Source organism: Hymenobacter sp. (assembly GCF_035709525.1).
Taxonomy (GTDB): domain Bacteria; phylum Bacteroidota; class Bacteroidia; order Cytophagales; family Hymenobacteraceae; genus Hymenobacter.
In genome coordinates this window covers 1-20,373 of sequence record NZ_DASTEP010000151.1, presented here as the reverse complement: position 1 = coordinate 20,373, position 20,373 = coordinate 1, and the positions used below count along the sequence as shown (strand labels likewise).

At 61.5% G+C, this 20,373-nt stretch carries 19 protein-coding genes and 1 tRNA gene; 13 read left to right on the top strand and 7 right to left on the bottom strand.

The features are described from left to right. Positions 1 to 587: YfiT family bacillithiol transferase (locus VFO93_RS13045; protein WP_325134816.1), on the top strand; the 587-nt coding region annotated here is incomplete at its 5' end. An 11-nt stretch (positions 588 to 598) separates the two neighbouring features. After that, positions 599 to 1,126 carry a YfiT family bacillithiol transferase gene (locus tag VFO93_RS13040; RefSeq protein ID WP_325134815.1) on the top strand — a complete coding sequence of 176 codons (528 nt, stop codon included), beginning with the start codon at positions 599 to 601 and terminating at the stop codon, positions 1,124 to 1,126. A 58-nt stretch (positions 1,127 to 1,184) separates the two neighbouring features. On the opposite strand, the gene VFO93_RS13035 is transcribed toward VFO93_RS13040, so the two are convergent. After that, entirely contained in the window at positions 1,185 to 2,012 is an 828-nt protein-coding gene (locus tag VFO93_RS13035) for a hypothetical protein (protein ID WP_325134814.1), read from the bottom strand. Between the two features lie 205 nt (positions 2,013 to 2,217). Between VFO93_RS13035 and lpdA the strand changes: the two genes are divergently transcribed. Then, entirely contained in the window at positions 2,218 to 3,612 is a 1,395-nt protein-coding gene (lpdA, locus tag VFO93_RS13030; RefSeq protein WP_325134813.1) for a dihydrolipoyl dehydrogenase, read from the top strand. A 313-nt stretch (positions 3,613 to 3,925) separates the two neighbouring features. Beyond that, positions 3,926 to 4,636, top strand: coding sequence for a hypothetical protein (locus tag VFO93_RS13025; protein ID WP_325134812.1), 711 nt, complete (start codon positions 3,926 to 3,928; stop codon positions 4,634 to 4,636). Positions 4,637 to 4,716: 80 nt separating this feature from the next. On the opposite strand, the gene VFO93_RS13020 is transcribed toward VFO93_RS13025, so the two are convergent. Together VFO93_RS13020 and VFO93_RS13015 are read right to left on the bottom strand one after the other, a co-directional pair. Further along, a complete protein-coding gene (locus tag VFO93_RS13020; protein WP_325134811.1) occupies positions 4,717 to 5,361 on the bottom strand; it encodes a YceI family protein in 645 nt (214 codons plus the stop codon). Positions 5,362 to 5,410: 49 nt separating this feature from the next. Continuing rightward, on the bottom strand, positions 5,411 to 5,866 hold the full coding sequence (locus tag VFO93_RS13015; protein WP_325134810.1) for a MarR family winged helix-turn-helix transcriptional regulator: 456 nt from the start codon (positions 5,864 to 5,866) through the stop codon (positions 5,411 to 5,413). A gap of 146 nt (positions 5,867 to 6,012) precedes the next feature. Here VFO93_RS13015 and VFO93_RS13010 point away from each other — a divergent pair, with 146 nt between their 5' ends. Beyond that, on the top strand, positions 6,013 to 6,591 hold the full coding sequence (locus VFO93_RS13010; RefSeq protein ID WP_325134809.1) for a DUF6799 domain-containing protein: 579 nt from the start codon (positions 6,013 to 6,015) through the stop codon (positions 6,589 to 6,591). An 89-nt stretch (positions 6,592 to 6,680) separates the two neighbouring features. On the opposite strand, the gene VFO93_RS13005 is transcribed toward VFO93_RS13010, so the two are convergent. After that, the gene (locus VFO93_RS13005) at positions 6,681 to 7,694 is read right to left on the bottom strand and encodes an enolase C-terminal domain-like protein (protein WP_325134808.1); all 1,014 of its coding nucleotides are present in this window, start codon (positions 7,692 to 7,694) and stop codon (positions 6,681 to 6,683) included. 209 nt (positions 7,695 to 7,903) lie between these two features. Between VFO93_RS13005 and VFO93_RS13000 the strand changes: the two genes are divergently transcribed. The 5 genes from VFO93_RS13000 (at position 7,904) to VFO93_RS12980 (ending at position 14,807) form a co-directional block, all read left to right on the top strand. Beyond that, positions 7,904 to 9,103, top strand: coding sequence for a hypothetical protein (locus VFO93_RS13000; RefSeq protein ID WP_325134807.1), 1,200 nt, complete (start codon positions 7,904 to 7,906; stop codon positions 9,101 to 9,103). 242 nt (positions 9,104 to 9,345) lie between these two features. After that, the gene (locus VFO93_RS12995; protein WP_325134806.1) at positions 9,346 to 10,746 is read left to right on the top strand and encodes a dicarboxylate/amino acid:cation symporter; all 1,401 of its coding nucleotides are present in this window, start codon (positions 9,346 to 9,348) and stop codon (positions 10,744 to 10,746) included. Between the two features lie 200 nt (positions 10,747 to 10,946). After that, the gene (locus VFO93_RS12990) at positions 10,947 to 11,621 is read left to right on the top strand and encodes a hypothetical protein (RefSeq protein ID WP_325134805.1); all 675 of its coding nucleotides are present in this window, start codon (positions 10,947 to 10,949) and stop codon (positions 11,619 to 11,621) included. Between the two features lie 120 nt (positions 11,622 to 11,741). Further along, positions 11,742 to 12,347: a hypothetical protein gene (locus tag VFO93_RS12985; RefSeq protein WP_325134804.1), complete on the top strand. Its 606-nt coding sequence runs from the start codon at positions 11,742 to 11,744 to the stop codon at positions 12,345 to 12,347. 60 nt (positions 12,348 to 12,407) lie between these two features. Next, positions 12,408 to 14,807, top strand: a complete 2,400-nt coding sequence (locus VFO93_RS12980; protein ID WP_325134803.1) for a GAF domain-containing protein — start codon at positions 12,408 to 12,410, stop codon at positions 14,805 to 14,807. Positions 14,808 to 14,961: 154 nt separating this feature from the next. Here the strand turns inward: VFO93_RS12980 and VFO93_RS12975 are convergent, their stop codons facing one another. Both VFO93_RS12975 and VFO93_RS12970 read right to left on the bottom strand, forming a co-directional pair. After that, entirely contained in the window at positions 14,962 to 15,687 is a 726-nt protein-coding gene (locus tag VFO93_RS12975) for a phosphatase PAP2 family protein (RefSeq protein WP_325134802.1), read from the bottom strand. A gap of 134 nt (positions 15,688 to 15,821) precedes the next feature. After that, positions 15,822 to 15,903: transfer RNA gene (locus tag VFO93_RS12970), tRNA-Leu, on the bottom strand. A 231-nt stretch (positions 15,904 to 16,134) separates the two neighbouring features. On the opposite strand from VFO93_RS12970, the gene VFO93_RS12965 reads away from it, so the two are divergent. Together VFO93_RS12965 and VFO93_RS12960 are read left to right on the top strand one after the other, a co-directional pair. After that, positions 16,135 to 16,794 carry a class I SAM-dependent methyltransferase gene (locus tag VFO93_RS12965; protein WP_325134801.1) on the top strand — a complete coding sequence of 220 codons (660 nt, stop codon included), beginning with the start codon at positions 16,135 to 16,137 and terminating at the stop codon, positions 16,792 to 16,794. Between the two features lie 129 nt (positions 16,795 to 16,923). Further along, the gene (locus tag VFO93_RS12960) at positions 16,924 to 18,999 is read left to right on the top strand and encodes a M61 family peptidase (RefSeq protein WP_325134800.1); all 2,076 of its coding nucleotides are present in this window, start codon (positions 16,924 to 16,926) and stop codon (positions 18,997 to 18,999) included. A gap of 75 nt (positions 19,000 to 19,074) precedes the next feature. On the opposite strand, the gene VFO93_RS12955 is transcribed toward VFO93_RS12960, so the two are convergent. After that, positions 19,075 to 19,809: a Bax inhibitor-1/YccA family protein gene (locus VFO93_RS12955; protein WP_325134799.1), complete on the bottom strand. Its 735-nt coding sequence runs from the start codon at positions 19,807 to 19,809 to the stop codon at positions 19,075 to 19,077. Positions 19,810 to 19,927: 118 nt separating this feature from the next. Between VFO93_RS12955 and VFO93_RS12950 the strand changes: the two genes are divergently transcribed. Then, a partial coding sequence (locus VFO93_RS12950; protein WP_325134798.1) for an MBL fold metallo-hydrolase occupies positions 19,928 to 20,373 on the top strand: 446 nt, incomplete at its 3' end.

Genomic DNA, 20,373 nt, shown 5'->3' with positions numbered 1-20,373 from the left:
CGGGGGTGAGGTTCCCCGCACTGACGACCTTTGCACAACACCTGACTAGCTTCCTGATGTCTACTCCCGACGACCACCTGCGCTACCCCATCGGCCGGCCGCAGCTGCCCACCGCGCCGCTCGCACCCGCCGAACGCGCCGCTTATCTTCAGCAAATTGCCGAGCTGCCGGCGCAGCTAGCCGAAGCCGCTGAGCGCCTCGGCCCTGAGCGCCTGGCCCGCCCCTACCGCCCCGGCGGCTGGACGGGCCAGCAAGTCATTCACCACGTGGCAGATTCGCATATCAACGCTTACTGCCGCTTCCGGCTGGCGCTTACGGAGGACAACCCCACCATCCGGCCCTACGACGAGGCCGCCTGGGCCGCGCTGCCCGATGTAGCGGCTACGCCGGTGGCCGTGTCGCTGGCGCTACTGGAGAATCTGCACAGCCGCTGGACTACCCTACTGCATCATCTTAGCGAGGCGCAGTGGCAGCGCACGTTTTTGCACCCCGAAACCAAGCGCATTTCCACGCTTGAGCAAACGCTGGCGCTCTACGCCTGGCACGGGCGGCACCATTTGGCGCACCTCAACTTATTGGCGGGCTAACCTTTAACCCCATGAATACCGACGACCACCTGCGCTACCCAGCCGGCAAGCCGCAGTTGCCTACTGCTCCGCTTACCCCAGCCGAGCGCGCCGCATACATTCAGCAACTAGCCGACCTGCCCGCCCAACTCACCGCCGCAGCCCGGCAGGCGGGTGGCGAGCGTTTGCAGTTGCCCTACCGGCCGGGCGGCTGGACCGGGCGGCAAGTTATTCACCACCTGGCCGATACGCACCTCAACCTGTACAGCCGCTTCCGGCTGGCCCTCACCGAGGACAACCCCACGGTGCGGCCATTCGATGAAAAAGCCTGGGCCGAGCTGCCCGACGTGGCGGCCACGCCCATTACGGTGTCGCTGGCGTTGCTGGATAGCCTGCACCAGCGCTGGGTAGTGCTGTTGCAACACCTCACCGAGGCGCAGTGGCAGCGCACGTTTTACCACCCGCGCTACGACACCACGAGCACGCTCGACCAGGCGCTGGTGCAGTATGCGTGGCACGGGCGGCACCATTTGGGGCATATAAAACTGCTGGCCGAGTAGCAAAAAGCCTCCCGGCCTGCGTAGGCCGGGAGGCTTTTTTTAAGCTATTGACGGCTTGCTAGCGTTGCGCGGGGCGCAGCAGCGTATTGCCTTTGCCGTAGCGGCGCAGGCTTTTTTCGGCTTCGGGGTTGAGGCGGGCGGCCTTGTGCAGGTCGATGCGGGCTTCCTTCATGCGGTCGAAGCTGGCGTAGCTGATGCCCCGGTACTCGATGGCGTCGGCGTAAAGCGAGTCAAGGGCGATAGCGCGGGTGAAATCGGCCACGGCGGGCTTGTACTGGTACATCTGCATCTTGGCCACGCCCCGGCCGAAGAAGGCCTCCTTGTCGTCGGTGCGGTACTTGAGCGCGCCGCTAAAGTCGGTGGCGGCGGCCTTGTATTGCTTCAGCATCAGCTCGTTCACGGCCTTGTTGTAGTACAGGTCGGGGTTGTTGCGCTGCAAGCGCAGGGCAGCAGCGTAGTCGGGTGCGGCGTCTTTGTAGTTCTTGAGGTTGGAATTAGCCTTGGCGCGCTCGAGCAGGGCGCGGGAGTTTTTGGGGTTTTGGCGCAACACCACGTTGGCGCGAGCCAGCTGATATTTATAGTCGGCGGCGGTCATTTTCTTTTCGGCAGCGCGGGCGGCCGAGGCCTCGGCGGCCGAGGGAGTGTCGGGGGCGGCTGCGGCGTCGGTGGCTTCGGGGGCGGGCGCATCGAGGCTGGCGACTGATACCGAGCCATCGGCGGCGGCGGCAGCGGCGGCCGTTTCGGCGGGCGGCGTGGCCGGGGCGGTGGGCGCGGCCATGGTAGTGCTGGTGGGGCGCTCGTTTTCGGTGGTGGCGGTAGCGCAGCCGGTAGCCAGCGTGAGCGCAGCCAGCGCGGCGGGCGCCCAATGCGAAAAGGCAAACTTCATACTTGCAGAAAAATAAGGCTTCTTGAATAAGCCCAACGGTAGATAAAGGCCAGCACCTTCTACGGCAAAGGCGCGGGTAGTGGTTGCCAAACCCCGGCCGGCCGCACTGGTTATGATAGCCGGGCGCGGCCCTTGGCTGGCCTATCTTTGCGAGGCCGGCCCGGCCGGCGGTTTCCTTTTATTTTATTTCCCGCACGTTTTTCTCATGGCATTGCAATTTGACCTGGTAGTAGTTGGCTCAGGGCCGGGCGGCTACGTAGCCGCCATTCGCGCCTCGCAGCTGGGGCTGAAAGTGGGCGTCATCGAGCGCGAAAGCCTCGGTGGCATCTGCCTCAACTGGGGCTGCATCCCCACCAAAGCCCTGCTCAAAACCGCCCAGGTGTACGAGTACCTCCAGCACGCCCAGGACTACGGCCTGACCGTGAAGGAAGCCGGCTTCGACTTCAACGCCGTTATCAAGCGCAGCCGCGGCGTGGCCGATGGCATGAGCAAAGGCATCAATTTCCTGTTCAAAAAGAACAAGATTGAGGTCGTGAGCGGCACCGGCAAGCTGCTGGCCCCCGGCAAGGTAGAAGTAACCAAAGCCGACGGCACCAAGGAAACCGTGGAAGCCAAAAGCATCATCCTGGCCACCGGCGCCCGCGCCCGCCAGCTGCCCACGCTGCCCATCGACGACAAGAAAATCATCGGCTACCGCAAGGCCATGACCCCCGACAGCCTGCCCAAGCGCATGGTGGTAGTGGGCTCGGGCGCCATCGGCGTCGAGTTTGCCTACTTCTACCGCTCGATGGGTACCGAAGTCACCATCGTGGAATTCCTGCCGCGCATCGTGCCGGTAGAGGACGAGGAGGTGTCGCGCCAGATGGAGAAATCCTACAAGAAGCTGGGCATCAACATCCTCACCAACGCCGAGGTAACCAAGGTGGACACCAGCGGCGCGGGCTGCAACGTGTTCATTAAAACCCAGAAGGGCGAGGAGCAAATTGCCTGCGACGTGGTGCTGAGCGCCGTGGGGGTGCAAACCAACATCGAAAACATTGGCCTCGAAGAGCTGGGCATCAAAACCGAGCGCGGCCGCGTGCTGGTCGATGACTTCTACCAAACCAACGTACCCGGCGTCTACGCCATCGGCGACATCGTGCCCGGCCCGGCGCTGGCGCACGTGGCTTCGGCCGAAGGCATCATTTGCGTGGAGAAAATCGCGGGCCACCACCCCGAGCCGCTCAACTACACCAACATCCCCGGCTGCACCTACGCCCAGCCCGAAATTGCCTCCGTAGGCTTCACCGAAGCCGAGGCCAAGGCCAAAGGCTACGAGGTAAAAGTGGGCAAATTTCCCTTCTCGGCCTCGGGCAAGGCTTCGGCTGCCGGCGTGAAAGATGGCTTCGTGAAAGTGATTTTCGACGCCAAGTACGGCGAGTGGCTCGGCGCCCACATGATTGGGGCCAACGTGACCGAGATGATTGCCGAGGTAGTAGTAGCCCGCAAGCTCGAAACCACCGGCCACGAAATCATCAAGTCGGTGCACCCCCACCCCACCATGAGCGAGGCCATCATGGAGGCCGCCGCCGCCGCGTATGACGAGGTGATTCACCTGTAAGCGCTGGCTTGTTATCTTTTAAGAAGAAGCCCTGGCAGTAGCTCTGCCGGGGCTTTTTTTCTCTGCCGTCCTACCAAACCAGCTTTCTCGGTATTATAGACCTATTTTCATACTTTAGTGCTGACTAAAAGACATTTTTCAGGTTGACCTGTGGCGGTTAATTGGCGGAGCACTTAATAATTTGATAGGATGGAAGTAGCACTGGCCAGCACTATCTAATGAAACATTTTTACGGTGAACGAAACCTAGGTAGTAAGCTGGTTTTTTGCCCACTATATTTGTTCGCCATTTTTATGCATCACCTTTTCATTATATGCAAACAACGTTTACTCGCTCGCTCGCAGCGCTGCTCACCAGCTGCACTTTACTAGGCAGCGGCTGCGCGGGGTCGTACACCCCCATCCGACCCGACCGCATTGCTACGTACCAGGCTTCGCCAACCACCGCACCGCTCCAGTTTGGGTACCAATATGATGCGCTGCGTATGCACGGCCACAATAAGAAGTACGTGAAGAAGGAGCAGAAAAAAGGCTACCACGTAGTAGCGGTGCAGGTCAAGAACAATACGGCTGCCGAAATCAACTTCTCCCGCGACGCGGTGCTTTATTACGGCGACCGGCAGGTAGTACCAGTTGCATCCGACATCGCCGCCCAGGATATGAAGCAGGGCGTGGCCATCTACCTGCTTTATGTGCTGCTCAATGTGCGCCTTGGGGGCACTACTACCACCAACGGCTACGGCCAGACTACTACCGGCGGTACCTTCCTGCCGACCGGCCCGTTCATTGCGGGGGGTAATATGCTGGGTGCAGGGCTGGCCAACAAGAACTTCCGCCGCGAGCTAGCGCAGTATGACCTCACCAGCCGCAACATCCGCCCCGGCGAAACGGTGTACGGCCTGCTTTGCCTGCGCGAAACCAACGTGGCCCCGCTGCGCCTGGAGCTGCGCTCGGTAGCAGCTACCAGCCCGGCTCCCGCACCGGCGCTACCGCCCGCGGCTTCCCCTGCCCCGGCTACCAACTAAGCCGGACCTGCGCCTGGCTAACACAAAAAAAGGCTGCTTTCCAGGTTGGAAAGCAGCCTTTTTGCTTGCAGCAGCTACGCTTAGCTGTTCTTAGCTACCACGTTGAAAGTCAAGTCAAAATTGTCGTTGATAGCTTTGTCGCCGATGCCGGCGAAGAAGCTTTTCGAGCCATACTTCAGGCCGAACTTGGTGCGGTCGATGGTCACTTTGCCCGAAACGGCGGCTACGCCGTTTTTCACGCCTACTTTGGCGGGGAAGCTGATTTTCTGCGTCACGCCCTTGATGGTCATGTCGCCGGTGATGGTAGCGTTGTCGGCGTCAGCGGCCGCGCCTTTGATGGGCGTTACGCTGGTGATTTTGAAGGTCGAGGTGGGGAAAGCGCCCGAGTCGAAGAAATCGGCGCCGCCCATGTGGCCCACAAATTTGCCCTGGCTGTCGGCATCCGTGATGTCGGTAGCCTTGATGGTTTTCATGTCCACCGTGGCGGTGCCGCCGGTTACCATGTTGTTGGTCACTTGCAGGTCGCCGCCCGTGAACTGGATGGTGCCTTTGTGGCCGTGCGTTACGGCGGCGCCTTCCCAGCCCAGGGTGCTCAGCTGTGGCTGCAGCTTGTACGATACGGCGGCTACGCTGGCTACCGATTTCTTAACGGCTTTCTGGGCGAAAGCAACCGGCGAAGCCAGCAAAGCAACCCCGAACAGGGCGGGCAACAGAATCTTTTTCATGAGTGAAAAAAGGTAAAAAAGAAAGTATGAAAGCGGCCGATAACAACTATCAGGCCCGGATTTTATCAAGCAAAGCGCTGAGCTGGCGTAGCTCGGCAGTGGTCAGGTTATCAAGGCCGGCGCGGGCGGGGTCGGCCAGGCCATCGTCGTCAATCTGGCGCAGCAGGCGCAGCCCGGTTTCGGTGATGCGGATATCGACGGCGCGGCGGTTGGCGGGGCACACGGTGCGGGTCACGAGCTTTTTCTCTTCCAGCTTGTCCACGATGCGCGAGGCATTGCTGGTTTTATCGAGCATGCGCTCGATGAGCAGCGCCACCGTGGCCGGCTGCGGATGCTGCCCGCGCAAGATGCGCAGCACGTTGAACTGCGGGCCGGTGAGGCCATAGCTTTTGAAGGCGGCATTCTGGCGCTGATTCATCCAGCCCGCCGTGTAGAGCACGTTGAGGTACGCTTTTTGCGCGTCGCTCTGGAATACTGGCTGTTTAATTTCGTCTTCTAGTCGCACGGAAATTCTGAATGGCACTGCAAATATAATGTACCTACATTTAATGTTGCAACATAGTTCACGCTTTTTTCTATTTTTTTTCTGAATCGGCAATTCCCGCCGATTTTTGCGTACAAGCTACTTCTTTCATCTCCCTAATACCCCTTATGCGTTTTTCTCATCTCACGGCCAGCCTGTTGCTCGGCGCTAGTCTGGCGTTTGTGCCCCGCCTGGGCGCTGCCCAAACGTCGGTAGTGCAGGCGGTGCGCCCCAACCGCAACACGCAGTTCTTTTACACCAACGGCGTGGTAGTGCAGCGCCTCGGCAACCAAAGCACGTCACTGACCCAAAACGTGCGCCTGCCCAACGGCACCAAAATAAACGTGCGTAGCGGTATCGTGGAGCTGCCGACCGGCAAAATCACCACCCTGCGCGAGGGCGACTATGTCAACGCCGAGGGCGGCATCGTGTTCGGCTCGCCGGCCAGCGCCGCCGCCGCCCGCGGCGATACGAGCGTGGCCGCCAACTCCAAGTTCGACACCTACGTGCACGTGGGCACCGCGCCCACCCGCATCCTGGGCGACGCCCCCACCGAGCGCGAGCAGCTGCTGATGCGCAAAATCGAGCTGCTGAGCCGCAAGGTGACGCTGCTGACTCAAACCAACCCTAACCCGCCCAGCACCGAAGCGGTAGACAAGCAACTGCAAGAGATTGACGTGCAGCTGAAAACCGCTAAGCGCGAATAAGCTAATTCTTCGGATTAGTAAAAACGGTCGTCATGCTTCGCTGCGCTCTGCATGACGACCGTTTTCCGTTTCTCCACTCATCCACTCATTCACTCAGCCAAAACCAATTCCCCGCCCTCCTCTCGCACCAGCCCAAAGGGCTCGTCGCGCAAGATGAGCAGGCCGTCGAGGTCGTGCACCTCGGCCAGGGCGCTGAGTTGCAGCGCTGACCAGATACCGAGCGAGGTTTCGACCATGCAGCCCAGCATGGGCACCAGGCCGTGGGCGCGGGTGGCGCGCAGCAGCTCGATGCCGCGCTGGTAGCCGCCGGCCTTCATCAGCTTGACATTGACGCCGTGAAACTGCCGGGCGATGTCCGCAAAATCGGCATCGTCGGTTACCGACTCGTCGGCCAGCAGCGGCACCGGCGTGCGCGGGTGCAGGTAGCGGTAATCGTCGGCCAAGGCGGCGGGCAGCGGCTGCTCTAATAAGCGCATGGCTAGGCCGGGCACGGCGGCGGCCTGCTCCAGAAAGCGCAGCAGGCTGTCGGCATCGGGCCAGGCTTCGTTGCCATCTACCAATAGCGGGTGGCCAGGCACGGCCTGCGCCACGGCACGCAGCAGGTCGAGCCCTTCGGCCTGGTTTACTTTGATTTTCAATAAACTAAAGCGCGTAGCACGCTGCGCGGCGATGAAGCCCGCTACCTCGCCCGGCTCCATAATGGGCAGCGTGAAGGCCGTAGGCACCCGCCGGGCCGGCCGGGGCACGCCCAGCCACTGCCACACCGGCTGCCGGGCCTGCGCGGCCAGGCAATGCACCAGCGCCGCCTCCAGCGCAAAGCGCAGCGCGTGCGCTACCGGGTGCGCGGCCAGCAGCGCCGTGAGCTCGGGCAGAGTGGCCACGGCGGATAGCCCGGCCGCCAGCAACGCCTCAAATTGCTGGTGCAGCAGGGCGGGGCTTTCGCCGTAGCGCACGTTGGGGGCAGCCTCGCCCCGGCCGTGGTGGCTAGCCTGCGTGGCCTGCACTACCAGGTTGGTTTTGGTGGTAGAAGCGTTGCGGGAGATTTTCCAGACGTAGCGCAGCGGCAGCTCGTGCGCGGTGAGAAGCCAGGTGATAGCGGGCATAAGAAGCGGGTGAATAAGCAGGCTCGCCGAAAATGGCACCGCCAGCCTGCCGAAGTGGCAAACCTGGCCAAGCGAGCAAGTAGCTAGCCCAGCCAAAATATAACTCTTATCGAAGAATAGGCTCTTTATCGCTACATTTACAAATAAAACGCCTGCGTATTTTGCATTAATCTTATCTTAAGTATAACTCAAATTTTATCTTTTAGCGCATGACCAAGCACCTACTTTTTGTGAGCCTGCTGGCGGGCCTTTGCGCCTGGGGCTCGCCTACCGCTGGCCGGGCCCAGGCAAGCGGTAGGCGAGGAACGACCTACTGGTACAGCATCCAGAACGACGCGGTAGTGCAGAAAACCGGCGCCACTGCTAAGCCCCTGAAAGACGACGTGCGCCTGCCCAACGGCAGCGTGCTCAAGCCCCTCGACCGGCTGGTGGTAACCGCCAGCGGCGAGGAAGTAAGCCTCGGCAACGACGATATGGTAACGGCCTCGGGCGAAATAATCCGGGTGAAGGCCCCGGCAGCGCCCACCGGCCCGGCCCCGGCCCCTACCCCAGTGGTAGCAAAAGTAGCCCCGGCCAAAGCCGCCCCGGCGGCCGCCAGCCCGGCCAAGTTTGCCTACGTGCCGCCCGCGCCGGTAGGCGGCAAGCTCAAGGGCGTGGTGGAGCTCGGGGCCAGCGGCTTCAACTCCTTCGTCGTCCGCATCGACCCGCAGCGCAACTGGAAGCTGGAGAAAGCGGAGTTTGGCAACAGCCTGGTACTCGAAAACATGGCTACCGACGACGACATCCGGCGCGGGCTGAAGGCCTACATCGGCAAGATGCTCGACTACGGCGTGGGCGGGCGCGACATCTACTTCGTGGTGAGTTCGGGGGCAGCCACGGCCGAAGGCACCAAGCACATCATCGACAGCCTGAAGGCGCTGGGCTACGTGGTGCACCTCGTCACGCCCGAGCAGGAAGGCACCTACGGCCTGAAAGCCGCCGTGCCCCCGGCCTACGCCGACAAGGCCTTTATGGTAGACATGGGCTCGGCCAACACCAAAATAGCCTGGCAGGCCGCCGGCAAAACCACCGTGGCCAGCACCTACGGCTCGAAGTACTACCAGCAGGCGCTGCCCGACAGCCGCGTCGCCGCCGACGTGGCCGACAAGGCCGCCCAGGTGCCCACGGCCCGCCGCGCCACCTGCTTCATCATCGGCGGGGTGCCCTACGAGCTGGCCAAGACCGTGCGCCAGGGCCAGGAGCCCTTCACGGTGCTGAAAGCGCCGGCCGACTACGCGCAAGCTGAAGGGGCCAAGCTCAAGGCCGGTGTCACCATCTACAAAGCGCTGGCCGAGTCCACTGGCTGCCAGCAGTTTGTATTTGGCTGGGATACCAATTTTACTATCGGCTACCTGCTGGCGCAGCCCTGAGCGGCCCCCGCCGCCCGGGCTACCCGCCGCAAGCCCCCGTGCCGCTAAGCACGGGGGCTTTTTCGTGGGGCGAGGCCAGCGGCGGCGGCGGTTTCCACCGGTATTGCCGTTCTTTATAGCCTCATTCTCTAAATTTTTAGCTAGTAGCGGTTCTATTTCAGTTGTTGATTGGACAAGCTGCCTGATTTAAACAATTGATAGTGAATGGCGATTACGTTTCTACTCTCCCCCTAATTCCCCGCATGAAGTTTTCACGTTTATTTGGGCTGGCTATTTTACTGCTGGTAGTGGCGCTGGCCCTCACGGTGCTCGGCACCGGCCTGCCGCCAGCAGTGCCGGTAGCGGCCCGCTGGGTGGCACTGGCCGCCCTGGCCTGGGCCGTGGCCCCGCGCCGCTCGCTTACCCTCTGGATAGTGGTGAGCATGCTCATCGGCATCGAGCTGGGCTACGACGCTCCCGGCGTGGCCCTCAACCTGAAGGTGCTCAGCGACGCCTTCCTGCGGCTGGTCAAGACCATTATCGCGCCGCTGGTGTTTGCCACGCTGGTGGTGGGTATTGCGGGCCACGCCGACCTCAAGCAGGTGGGGCGCATGGGCCTCAAGGCGCTTATTTACTTCGAGATAGTCACCACGTTTGCCCTGTTTATCGGGCTGGCGGCCATCAATTTCACCAAGGCCGGCGTGGGCATCAAGCACACGGCCATCGCCGAAAAAGCCGACGCGCTGGCCGTGGCCGCGCCGCAGTCGGTGGCCGACATCATCCTGCACATCTTCCCCGAAAACATCGCCAAATCGGTGGCCGAGGGGCAGGTACTGCAAGTAGTAGTGTTCGCCATCATCTTCGCTATCGGCCTGGCCCTCACCCCGGCCAAGCCCCGCCGCATGATGCTCGACTTCTGCGAAAGCCTCTCGGAAGTCATGTTCAAGTTCACCAACGTGGTCATGTTTTTTGCGCCGCTGGGCGTGGGCGGGGCCATGGCCTACACGGTGGCCAAGCTGGGCTTCGGGCCGCTGCTCAATGCGTTTCAGCTGCTGCTCACGCTCTATGGGGCGCTCATCGGTTTCATTCTCTTGATTTTGCTGCCGGTGGCGCTGCTCATGCGCATTCCGCTGCGGCGCTTCGTGGCGGCGGTGGCCGAGCCCATGAGCATCGCCTTCGCCACTACCAGCAGCGAGGCTGCCCTGCCCCGCGCCATGGAGGCCATGGAAAGCATCGGGGTGCCGCGCCGCATCGTAGCTTTCGTGATGCCCACAGGCTACTCCTTCAACCTCGATGGCACCACGCTCTACCTCTCGCTGGCCTCGGTATTCGTGGCGCAGGCAGCCGGCATCCAGCTCTCGTTTGGCGACCAGATGCTGTTGGTTTTCACCCTGATGCTCACCAGCAAAGGCGTAGCCGGCGTGCCCCGCGCTTCGCTCGTTATTCTGCTGGCCACGCTGCCGTCTTTCAACCTGCCGGCCTGGCCGGTGTTCATTATTTTGGGCATCGACGCGCTCATGGACATGGCCCGCACGGCCGTGAATGTACTCGGCAATTGCCTGGCTTCGGCGGTAGTGGCCCGCTGGGAAGGCGAGTTCATCGACAACTACGTGGCCCCGCCCGATTTGCTCGAAGCTGAACCGTTGGCGGCGCACCACGTTTAATTGGCTATATGGAATTTAAGAGGCGCGCCAGGGGTTAACCCAGCGCGCCCGGTCCGGCGAGCGGCTTAGCACAAAACTATTTTTTTGGCAAATTGAAAGTCGTGAACTACTTTAGAGCAAAAATTAGTTTAATTCAATAATATTGGTCTATTCGCCTACTTTTTCTTAGTTAAGTACCACGTCATTTTTTATAATAATTTATGAAAGTATTAGCACTCCTGGGCCGCCCCGCCTTGCTCCTCGCCCTCACCGCCGCCGGGTTAAGCTCGTGCATGTCGGTAAAAGGCAGCTTCACGCACACGCCCACCGCCGTCATTGCCAAGCGCCTGCCGCCGATGGAAATCACCGCCGACCCGGGCCCCCTGGCCATGAACGACGGTGCCCTGCCCGAGGACCCGTTGCGCTTGTTTAAGTCGGAGCTGCAACACAACGTGGTAGAGGCGACCGACACGGCCACCTACGGCTACATCCGGCTGGTAGTGACCAAGGTGCACACCACCCGCAAGGGCCGCAGCCTGCAAGCTGCCCAGGTAGTGACGATGCTGGTGCCCAGCCTGTTTGGCGCGCCGCTGGAGTGGTACAATACGGACATCGAAGCTGAAGTACAGGTAATGGATGCCGCCGGCCAGCTGCTGGGCACCTACACCGGCAAAGGCACCAGCAACGTGAAAGTGGCCATGTACCACGGCTACTCGCAAACCGACGCCCCGCGCCTCGCCGACGTGCTGGCCTTGCGCCAGGCCCTCGACCAGGTGCGCCCGCAGCTCGACTCGGCCGCTACCCGCCTCTCGCCCCTGCTGCTGGCCGGCGGCGCGGTCAACAACCCCACGCTGCCCTCGTCGGCCAGCACGGGCATGAGCAGCACCAAGCACTAATTTATTTGGGGCCGCCCCGCAATAATCGGCGGCCTGCGGACCTTTGTAGCCCGGCCCGGCTGGCTTGCCCTTGGCAGGCGGCCGGGGCCGGGCTTCTTTCTGGCACCTACCCGCTGGCTTATGTTTAAACTGAATTTTCTGCGCACCCTGTCGGCCGGGGCCGCCTGCCTGGCAATGGCCGGCTGCTGCGCCAATAGCGTGTGCCTCTGCAAAGATGAGCGGGCCGACGAGCTCGCGTTCAGCTTTCAAATTGGCGGTCCTGGCGGCTTCGCGGCCTCCGATGTCGATACGCTGCTCGTGACGCGCATCATCAACCCCAACCCGGCTAAGAATATCCTCGCCAGCCGCGAAACCAAGCTGCTGACTTACGCGCTCACTCCCAACGGCCAGGATTTAGTTAATAACTCGTTCGTTATCAACAATGCTGCCCCGTTTGCCTCAGCCGGCCGCACTACCAAGCTCAACGCCTACGACTACCGCATCGTGGCCGTGCGTACCGACCAGGTAGCGGGCCGCAAGGTGGTCAGCCGCTTCGTGTTTAAGGTCGACAGCATCAAGCTGGCCGGCGACTATAAGGCTAAAGGCTGCTGCACCTGCTACGAAAATGAAGGCAAACGCTTCGAGTTCAACCCGGTAGCCAATGACACCAGCGCCACCAGCCGGACGCCCAAAGATGTGACGGCCCCGGTGGACGCTCCCATTATCACCGTGCTCAAAAAGAGCTAGCGCGCCGCCCGCGCCAGGCTTGCGTATATACCGCTACTTTCTGCAAAACCTGCCCGCCCCATGCCTGCCCCCGCCGACCTGCTCGCGCCCGCGCTCGACGACGCCCTGCTGCCCGCCCCCGCCCAGGGGCCGGGCACCGCTCCCGCGCCCACCGGCCCCCGCAAGTTTCCCTTCGCTACCCGCCTCAGCCTAGAGCCGCTCATCGACTACTGGCGGGCCCGCGAGCAAGACCCAAACCCCGGCATTGCGCGCATGGCCCGCACCGTGCTGGCCGAGGTGAGTGAGCACGCCTGCTGCCGCGGCACCCTCGACAGCATCGAGCAGCTCGACGATACGCAGGAGCTGGTAGATATGCTGATGCTGGCCGTGTTTCCGCCAGCGGCGGCCACTACGGCCATCAGCGGGGCCATTCCGCCGTTTCAGCGGCGCAGCTTCTACTACACCGGCCGCTTTGCGGAGGTGATGATGGGCAAGGACCGTACCATCAAGCAGCCGCTCAACATCGACTATGCCACCATGGAGCGGCACATGGCGTTGATGGCCTATTTGCTCATTTTGGGGCGCGAGTACGGGGCCGAGATACCGGACATTTACGGCGGGCTTATTTTTACGGTACCTGATTATAGAATAGGGCTTTACCGGCACTACGGCGTCAATTTCGATTCGTCATTCGTGCGGGTGCGGGTGGTGGGCGACAAGCCCGTGCTCAGCCCCGAGCAGGTGCAGCACCTGCTGCACAACCGCCACCGGCTGGAGCTGTGGTATGAACTGCTGCCGCCCGAGTATTTCGCGCTGGAGGGTTTTAATCTGCTTCAGCTCGTGGACGTTACGACCCAGGAAATATTGTCGGAGCTGAAGTACGACCTGCTGGAGCGCGACGTGTTGCAAGCCTCCGACCGCCTGGAGCAGATTCAGGAAAAGCTGCGGGTGCTGTTTGCGCGGCCGGCCTTGCAGCTCGGCATTGCGGCGTATGACGAGCGCAAGAAGGCCTTCGTGGATTTTGGGCGCAAAATCAACCACAGCTTTCTCACCAAGCAGATGCAGACTTACAGCCTGGTGAGCGGCTTTCAGCAGCTGTATGACCGCCTGCTGGCCGACCGCCAGCCGCTGGTGCTCGAAGACGTGACAACCGCGCCCGAGCTGCCCGAAGACATGCGCCAGCAGATTCTGAAGCTCGGCATCCGGTCGGCCATTCTGGCGCTGCTGCCCTACGGCCCCGACACGGTGGGCCTGCTAGAGCTGGGCTCGCCCGAGGTGGGCGCGCTCAACGAGTTTGATATGGAGCTGGTGAAGCAGTTCGTGCCGCTCTTCGCAGTAGCGGTGAAGCGCAACGCCGAAGACCTGGAAACGCGCATTCAAGCCGTTATCAAAGAGAAATTTACCGCCATTCACCCGACTATGGAATGGCGCTTCAACGACGCGGCCCGCCGCCTGCTGGCCCAGCACGAAGATGGCAACCGCTCGGCCGAGATGGAGCCCATCGTGTTTGAGGAGGTGTACCCGCTGCACGGCTCCTGCGACATCCGGGGTAGCAGCGTGGCCCGCAACGAGGCCGTGCAGGGCGACCTCATCGAGCACCTCACGCTGGCCAAACAAGTGCTCAAGAAGGCTTCCGAATACCAGGCGCTGCCCATTCTGGACGAGCTCACGTTTTACGTTACCAAAAACCTGCGGCGGCTGCGCCAGGGCATCATCAGCGGCGACGAGGTGAGCATCTACGACTCGCTGCGCACGCAGGCCGAGCCGCTGTTTGAGTACCTGGCCCAGAATATCCCCGATTTGCGGCCCACGATTACTAACTATTGGCAGCACATCGACCCGCGCCTGGGCATTCTCTACAACCGCCGCAAGGCCTTTGAGGAAAGCGTGACGCGCATCAACGACACCATCAGCGACTACCTCGACCAGGAGGAGGAGAAGGCGCAGCATATGTTTCCGCACTACTTCCAGCGTTTCAAAACCGATGGCGTGGAGTTCAACATCTACGTGGGCGGCAGCCTGGTGCAGGACAAGCCATTCGACTTGATTTTCCTCAAAAACCTACGCCTGTGGCAGTTGCTGGTGATGGTCGAAATCACGCGCCGCACCCACGCCCTCAAGGCCGAGCTGGCCGTGCCGCTCGATACCACGCAGCTCATCCTCATTCACTCGCAGTCGCTCAGCATCCGCTTCCGGCAAGATGAGCGGCAGTTCGACGTGGACGGCGCGTATAACATTCGCTACGAAATAATTAAGAAGCGCATCGACAAGGCTACCGTGCTCGGCACCGGCGAGCGCCTCACCCAGCCCGGCTGCCTGGCGCTGGTGTATGCCCAGGCCCGCGAGGCTACCGAGTACTTCGAGTACATCGACTACCTGCACGACCGCAAGCTGCTCGAAGACGGCATTGAGGAGCTGGAGCTAGAGGAGCTACAAGGCGTGAAGGGCTTGCTGGCCCTACGCGTGCGGGTGAAGCTGTAGCAATAAATTGAATGTCTTATAAACAAGCGTCATGCTGAACGCAGTGAAGCATCTCTGCCGCTTCATTGAGTAGTTCGGATGAAGCAGTAGAGATGCTTCACTGCGTTCAGCATGACACTCGTCTATAAGACTTTTTCGGGTACAGGCCCCGCCCCTACTCGCTCACGCTGGCCGCCTCGCCCGGTATTTTCTTTTCCTTCCAGAACACCCGGATGCCCGTTCGCAACAGCACCAGCCACACGGTGCCAGCCGCGAAGCCCGCTACCACGTCGGTGGGGTAGTGCACGTGCAAATACACCCGCGTGAGGCCGATGAGCAGGCAAAATACTACCAGCGCCCCGGCTACGCCCCAGCGGCGGCCGTGCTGCACGGCCAGCCAGGCCAGGCAGCCATAAAAGGCCATGCTCATCATGGCGTGCCCGCTCGGGAAGCTGAGGCCGTACTGGTGCAGGAGCGCCGTGCTGGGCCGGGGGCGGTGAAAGACGGCTTTCAACAGCTGATTAAGCGCAAAACCGCCGCCCATCGACACCAGCAGCTCGATGGCGTAGCGGCGCAGGCCGGCGCGGTGCAGCAGGTAGGGCGTGAGCAGGCTGACGGGCACAAAAAACCAGATGGAGCCGAAGAAGGTCAAGAACTTGACGAAGGTGAGCGTCCACGGGTGCGCGGCGCGCAGGTAGTCCATCTGGGCAAAACCCCAGTTATCAAACACCTGTGAATGATACAGAAACACCACCCGCGTGAGGTAGAAAAACACCCCGAACGCCAGCACAAACAACGCCGCCCCTACTACCACCTCGGCCGTGAGCAGCCCCGCCAGGCCCGCCGCCCGCGCGGGGGTAGCGGCGGCTACTGAATCGGGCGGGACACTGGGCTGGGGCATACGGCAAAGAGATGGGCGGGCCATTTTCAACGAAATTCCGGCCGCTTTGGCTGCCGCAGCGCGGCTATTTCGGCTACTGGCCGCTTGGGCTTAAACGCAAAAAAGCCAGTCCGGTAAGGGACTGGCTTTTTCTGTGCGCTCGGAGAGACTCGAACTCTCACACCTTGCGGAACTGCCGCCTGAAGACAGCGCGTCTACCAATTTCGCCACAAGCGCAGCTGCCAAACTAGGCCACCCGGTCGGTGGGGTTGTTTGATGCTGCAAAGATAGGGGGCTTTTTTCGACTAAAACAAGGCCGGCGCTCTTTTTTTAAGCTTCGGCGGCCGGCGCGGGGAGACGAAAAATTGTCTTTCAGCTACTTGCCGATGAATATTTTTTTAACAATTTATCGGCTGGTGGCTTTTTGGCTGCGTCTTCTGCCTCTACTCCGCCTTTTCACGCTCCGTCATGGCCTCCCCTACTACCTCCCCGCCCGCTGATTTTGGCCGCGTGGCCCGCGTGTACGACCAATTGGCGCAGGTAGTATTTGGGCAGGCGCAGCGGCGGGCGCAGTTGGCGGCGCTGCGCGCGGGTCTGCCGCTGGCCGGCCCCGCGCCGCAGGTGCTGGTGCTGGGCGGCGGGCCGGGCTGGGTGCTCACCGAGTTGCTGCGGCAGTGCCCGGCGGCGCAAGTGCTCTACCTCGAAACCTCGGCCGCCATGCTGGCACAGGCGCGGGCGCGGCTAGCAGCCCATGCGCCCGGAAAGCAGTCGCAGGTCGAGTTTCGGCAGGGCAGCGAGCGCGACCTGCAGCCGGGCGAGCAGTTCGATGCTGTCATTACCTTTTTCGTGCTTGACTGCTTTACGCTAGACGATTTTCCAGAAGCGATGGCGCACTTGCAGGCAGCGCGGCGGCCAGGCGCGCCGTGGCTGGTGGCCGACTTCCAGCCGCCGCGCCGCTGGTGGCAGCGCGGGCTGCTGCGGGCCATGTATTTATTTTTTGGGGCGGCCGTGGGGCTGCGGGCGCGGCAGCTGCCGCCGTGGCCCACGGCGCTGGCCGCGCTTGGCAACTCAATACGCTATCAATCAGATTTTTATTTTGGATTCATCGTCGGCCAGGTATGGCGCTAATTCGGGCTTTTGCTCGTAATATGAGCCAGCACGGCTGGCGCAACGGGCTTTTGCTGTTTAATTTGCACCATTCAAGCTAGATAACCGATTGAAAATAGGCATTTCAACTATTAAATAGGATTTTTTACTATGCGTACATTTATTTCCGTTTATTATCTAGGGCTGCTGGGCACACTGGGCTTCCCCGCTACCGCCCTGGCCCAAACCACACCAGTTAAGCCCGCCGCCCCGGCCGCGAAGCCAGCCGTTGCAAAACCTGCCCCGGCCAAACCCGCCGCCCCCGCAGCAGCCAAGCCGGCTCCTATTGCCGCCAAGCCGGCTCCTATTGCCGCCAAGCCCACCGCTACTGCGCCCCCGGCCGAGCCTGCTCCGGCCCCGGCGGCGCGGCAGGCGGCTACCGGGCCGGCCGTGCGCTACGCGGTGTCGTTTCCGAACGCGGTGCACCACGAGGCACGCATCAAGGCCACGTTTGCGGGGCTGACGCCTGGCAAAAACCTGACGGTGCGGATGGCGCGCTCGTCGCCGGGGCGCTACGCGCTGCACGAGTTTATCAAGAACGTGTACTACGTGACGGCGACCGATGGCGGCGGCAAACTGCTCAACATCAGCCGTAATGACCCCTATTCGTGGGACATTAAGCCGGGGGCCGATGGCACGGTGCAGGTGGAGTACACCCTGTACGGCGACCGCTCGGATGGCACCTACGCGGGCATCGACCAGCAGCACGCCCACCTCAATATGCCGGCCACGCTCTGCTACGGGCAGGGGTTGGAAAACCGAGCGGCCGAGGTAAAGTTTGACCTACCCAACGGCTGGAAGGTAGCCACCCAGCTGCGCCCGCTCGGCGACGACCGCACCACGTTTGCCGCGCCCAATTTGCAGTACCTCATGGACAGCCCGGTGGTGCTGGGCGCGCAGCACGCGCTGCACACCTGGCAGGACGGCGGCCGCACCTTCGAGATGGCGACCTTCTACCCCGGCAGCGCCAGCGAGGTAGAAACGCTGGTGAAGAAAACCCAGCAGGTGGTGCGCGAGGCGGCCGGCATCTTCGGGGGCGAATACCCGGCCTTCGACTACGGCCGCTACACCTTCCTGGCCGACTACCTGCCCCAAACGAGCAGTGATGGCATGGAGCACCGCAATTCGACCTCGCTGACCTCACCCCTGCCCCTGAATGAGGAAGGCGCGCTGCGCGACCTGGGCACCATCTCGCACGAGTTTTTCCACGCCTACAACACCGAGCGCCTGCGCTCGAAGGGCTTGGAGCCGTTCGATTTTCAGCGCGTGAACATGAGCGACGCGCTCTGGTTCGGCGAGGGCTTCACGCAGTACTACGGCGAGCTGATGCTGCGCCGCGCCGGCTACTACGACAACGAGCAGTTCTTCGACAAAGTAAGCCAGTGGGTGAACGTGCGGGTAAACTCGCCGGGCGCGCGCTACGCCTCGGCCGTGGACATGAGCCGGCAGGCGGGCTTCGTAGATGCCGCTACCAGTGTGGACCCCAACAACCGGGTAAACACCTATTTATCATATTATTACCAAGGCGCGGGCATTGCGCTCACGCTCGATTTGCAGCTGCGCCAGCGCTACCGCACCTCGCTCGACAAGTACATGCTGGCCTTGTGGCAGGAGTTTGGCAAGCCCCAGATGCCTGCCTTCGCCCCCGCCAAGCCCTACACCCTGCCCGACTTGCAGCGCGTGCTGGGCACGGTGGCCAAGGATACGGCTTTTGCGGGCACGTTTTTCCGGCGCTACATCTACGGGCACGAGGCCCCGCGCTTCGCCGAAAACTTGGCGCTGGCCGGCCTGGCAGTGATTCCGAATAAGGTGCTGGCCGCCGCCCTGCCCCGGCAGGTCGAGTTTACGGAGGATGGCCGCTGCATTTTGGCGCGCAATACCACGATGGGCTCGGGCCTCTACAAGGCCGGCATTGACCGGGGCGACGAGATTATGACTCTCGACGGCGTGAAAATCACCGACCTGGCTACTCTCGAAGGCGTGATGCGCCGCCACACGCCCGCCGACCTCGTACCCGTGCGCGTGCGCAGCCGCGCCGGCGTGGAGCGCACCACCCAAGTAGTGCTCACCGAGGACACCAACGTGCAGGTGCAGCCCATGGAAAATGTGGAGAAAATGAGCGCCACCCAGGCGCAAAAGGATTTGCGAGCGGCGTGGCTCGCCAGCGCGGCGGCGATAAAGCCGTAAATTTGAGTAGAAATAAAAAGGAAAGCCCCGCTGAGCGTTCAGCGGGGCTTTCCTTTTTAACTGTTAGTCAAGCTACTAGCGGCGGCGGCCGAAGAAGCGTAGCAGGAACAGAAACAGGTTGATAAAATCCAGATACAACGTGAGGGCGCCGAGGATGGAAGCTTTATTGCTCGTTTCCTCGCCTTCTACTACGCCGATGAAGGCAATTTGCTTGAGCTTCTGCGTATCGTAGGCCGCCAGGGCAGTGAAGAGCACAACGCCGATGAAAGACGTGATAAGATTGAGCTCGGAGCTTTCCAGGAACATGTTGACTACCATCGCAATAACCAGCCCGATGAGTGCCATGCTCAGCAGCTTGCCCCAGCCCGAAAGGTCAGACTTAGTAAAGTAGCCAAAGGCGCTCATCACCCCAAACATCAGCGCGGTGGTGAAGAACGTGGACGCGATGGAGTCGGCGGTATAGGCTAGAAATATGATGCTCAGGGTCACGCCATTGAGCAGCGCGTAGCCTACGAATGCCGCCTGCACTTGCCCCAGGCTCCACTGAAAGGCGCGGGCCGACAAGAAGCCGACTATCACCAGCTCGGCGATGATTAGGCCGAAAAACACGAAGCGCGTGCCGAACACGAACTCCATGAGCGCCGGTGAGGAGGCCGCAAACAAAGACACGCCGCCCGTGAGGGCCAGGCCGGCGGCCATCCAGCCGTAGACCTGGGCAAAAAACTGGGCCTGGATGCGGGCCGCTTCCTCCGCTGAAAGCTGGATGGACGTGGCCCGGTCGTTATCCGGCAAAAATTGGTTATCGCTCATAAACAGGGAGAATTAACGGAGAAATTGTTTCGCGGGCCAACTTACGAACTTTGGCCCACAATCGAGGTACTATAGCAACTTTACGGCCGAATACCGGTCTTTTGCCCACGCTACCTTTATGCCCGCCCCCGCCCACTACCGCCGCAATGACGCCCTGCGCACCATCCGCCCCGGCTACCCTGGTAACAAGCTCATCGGCAAGGAGTTTTGCAACGGCGAGGCGCTGTACGAGCCCACGTTTGGCACCGTTATCCGCTGGCAATTAACGACTAACCCGCAGAAAGAGGAGAAGAAGCGCGATACCTGGACGCCGCAGGTAGTATACTGCCGCGACTTCCTGCACAGCACGGACGACGGGTTGGTGTGGCTCGGTCACTCGTCGTTTGTGCTGCGCATCGCAGCCACGACGCTGCTGTTTGACCCGGTGCTCTTTTCATCACTCGGCTTAGCCCGTCGCCATGCGCTGCCTTGCTTGGCGGAGGATTTAAAAAATATTGATTTTCTACTGCTTAGCCACGGGCATCGCGACCACCTTGACGAGGCATCGGTGAAGCTAGTAGCTAA

What these genes read in the sequence shown, in the direction of transcription:
- VFO93_RS13005 (WP_325134808.1), bottom strand. Translation starts at nt 7,694, where the DNA reads ATGCCCGCTATCACCTGGCTTCTCACCGCGCACGAGCTGCCGCTGCGC.
- VFO93_RS12965 (WP_325134801.1), top strand. Translation starts at nt 16,135, where the DNA reads ATGGCCTCCCCTACTACCTCCCCGCCCGCTGATTTTGGCCGCGTGGCC.
- lpdA (WP_325134813.1), top strand. Translation starts at nt 2,218, where the DNA reads ATGGCATTGCAATTTGACCTGGTAGTAGTTGGCTCAGGGCCGGGCGGC.
- VFO93_RS13025 (WP_325134812.1), top strand. Translation starts at nt 3,926, where the DNA reads ATGCAAACAACGTTTACTCGCTCGCTCGCAGCGCTGCTCACCAGCTGC.
- VFO93_RS12960 (WP_325134800.1), top strand. Translation starts at nt 16,924, where the DNA reads ATGCGTACATTTATTTCCGTTTATTATCTAGGGCTGCTGGGCACACTG.
- VFO93_RS12955 (WP_325134799.1), bottom strand. Translation starts at nt 19,809, where the DNA reads ATGAGCGATAACCAATTTTTGCCGGATAACGACCGGGCCACGTCCATC.
- VFO93_RS13010 (WP_325134809.1), top strand. Translation starts at nt 6,013, where the DNA reads ATGCGTTTTTCTCATCTCACGGCCAGCCTGTTGCTCGGCGCTAGTCTG.
- VFO93_RS12980 (WP_325134803.1), top strand. Translation starts at nt 12,408, where the DNA reads ATGCCTGCCCCCGCCGACCTGCTCGCGCCCGCGCTCGACGACGCCCTG.
- VFO93_RS13000 (WP_325134807.1), top strand. Translation starts at nt 7,904, where the DNA reads ATGACCAAGCACCTACTTTTTGTGAGCCTGCTGGCGGGCCTTTGCGCC.
- VFO93_RS12975 (WP_325134802.1), bottom strand. Translation starts at nt 15,687, where the DNA reads ATGCCCCAGCCCAGTGTCCCGCCCGATTCAGTAGCCGCCGCTACCCCC.
- VFO93_RS12990 (WP_325134805.1), top strand. Translation starts at nt 10,947, where the DNA reads ATGAAAGTATTAGCACTCCTGGGCCGCCCCGCCTTGCTCCTCGCCCTC.
- VFO93_RS13035 (WP_325134814.1), bottom strand. Translation starts at nt 2,012, where the DNA reads ATGAAGTTTGCCTTTTCGCATTGGGCGCCCGCCGCGCTGGCTGCGCTC.
- VFO93_RS13020 (WP_325134811.1), bottom strand. Translation starts at nt 5,361, where the DNA reads ATGAAAAAGATTCTGTTGCCCGCCCTGTTCGGGGTTGCTTTGCTGGCT.
- VFO93_RS13040 (WP_325134815.1), top strand. Translation starts at nt 599, where the DNA reads ATGAATACCGACGACCACCTGCGCTACCCAGCCGGCAAGCCGCAGTTG.
- VFO93_RS12995 (WP_325134806.1), top strand. Translation starts at nt 9,346, where the DNA reads ATGAAGTTTTCACGTTTATTTGGGCTGGCTATTTTACTGCTGGTAGTG.
- VFO93_RS12985 (WP_325134804.1), top strand. Translation starts at nt 11,742, where the DNA reads ATGTTTAAACTGAATTTTCTGCGCACCCTGTCGGCCGGGGCCGCCTGC.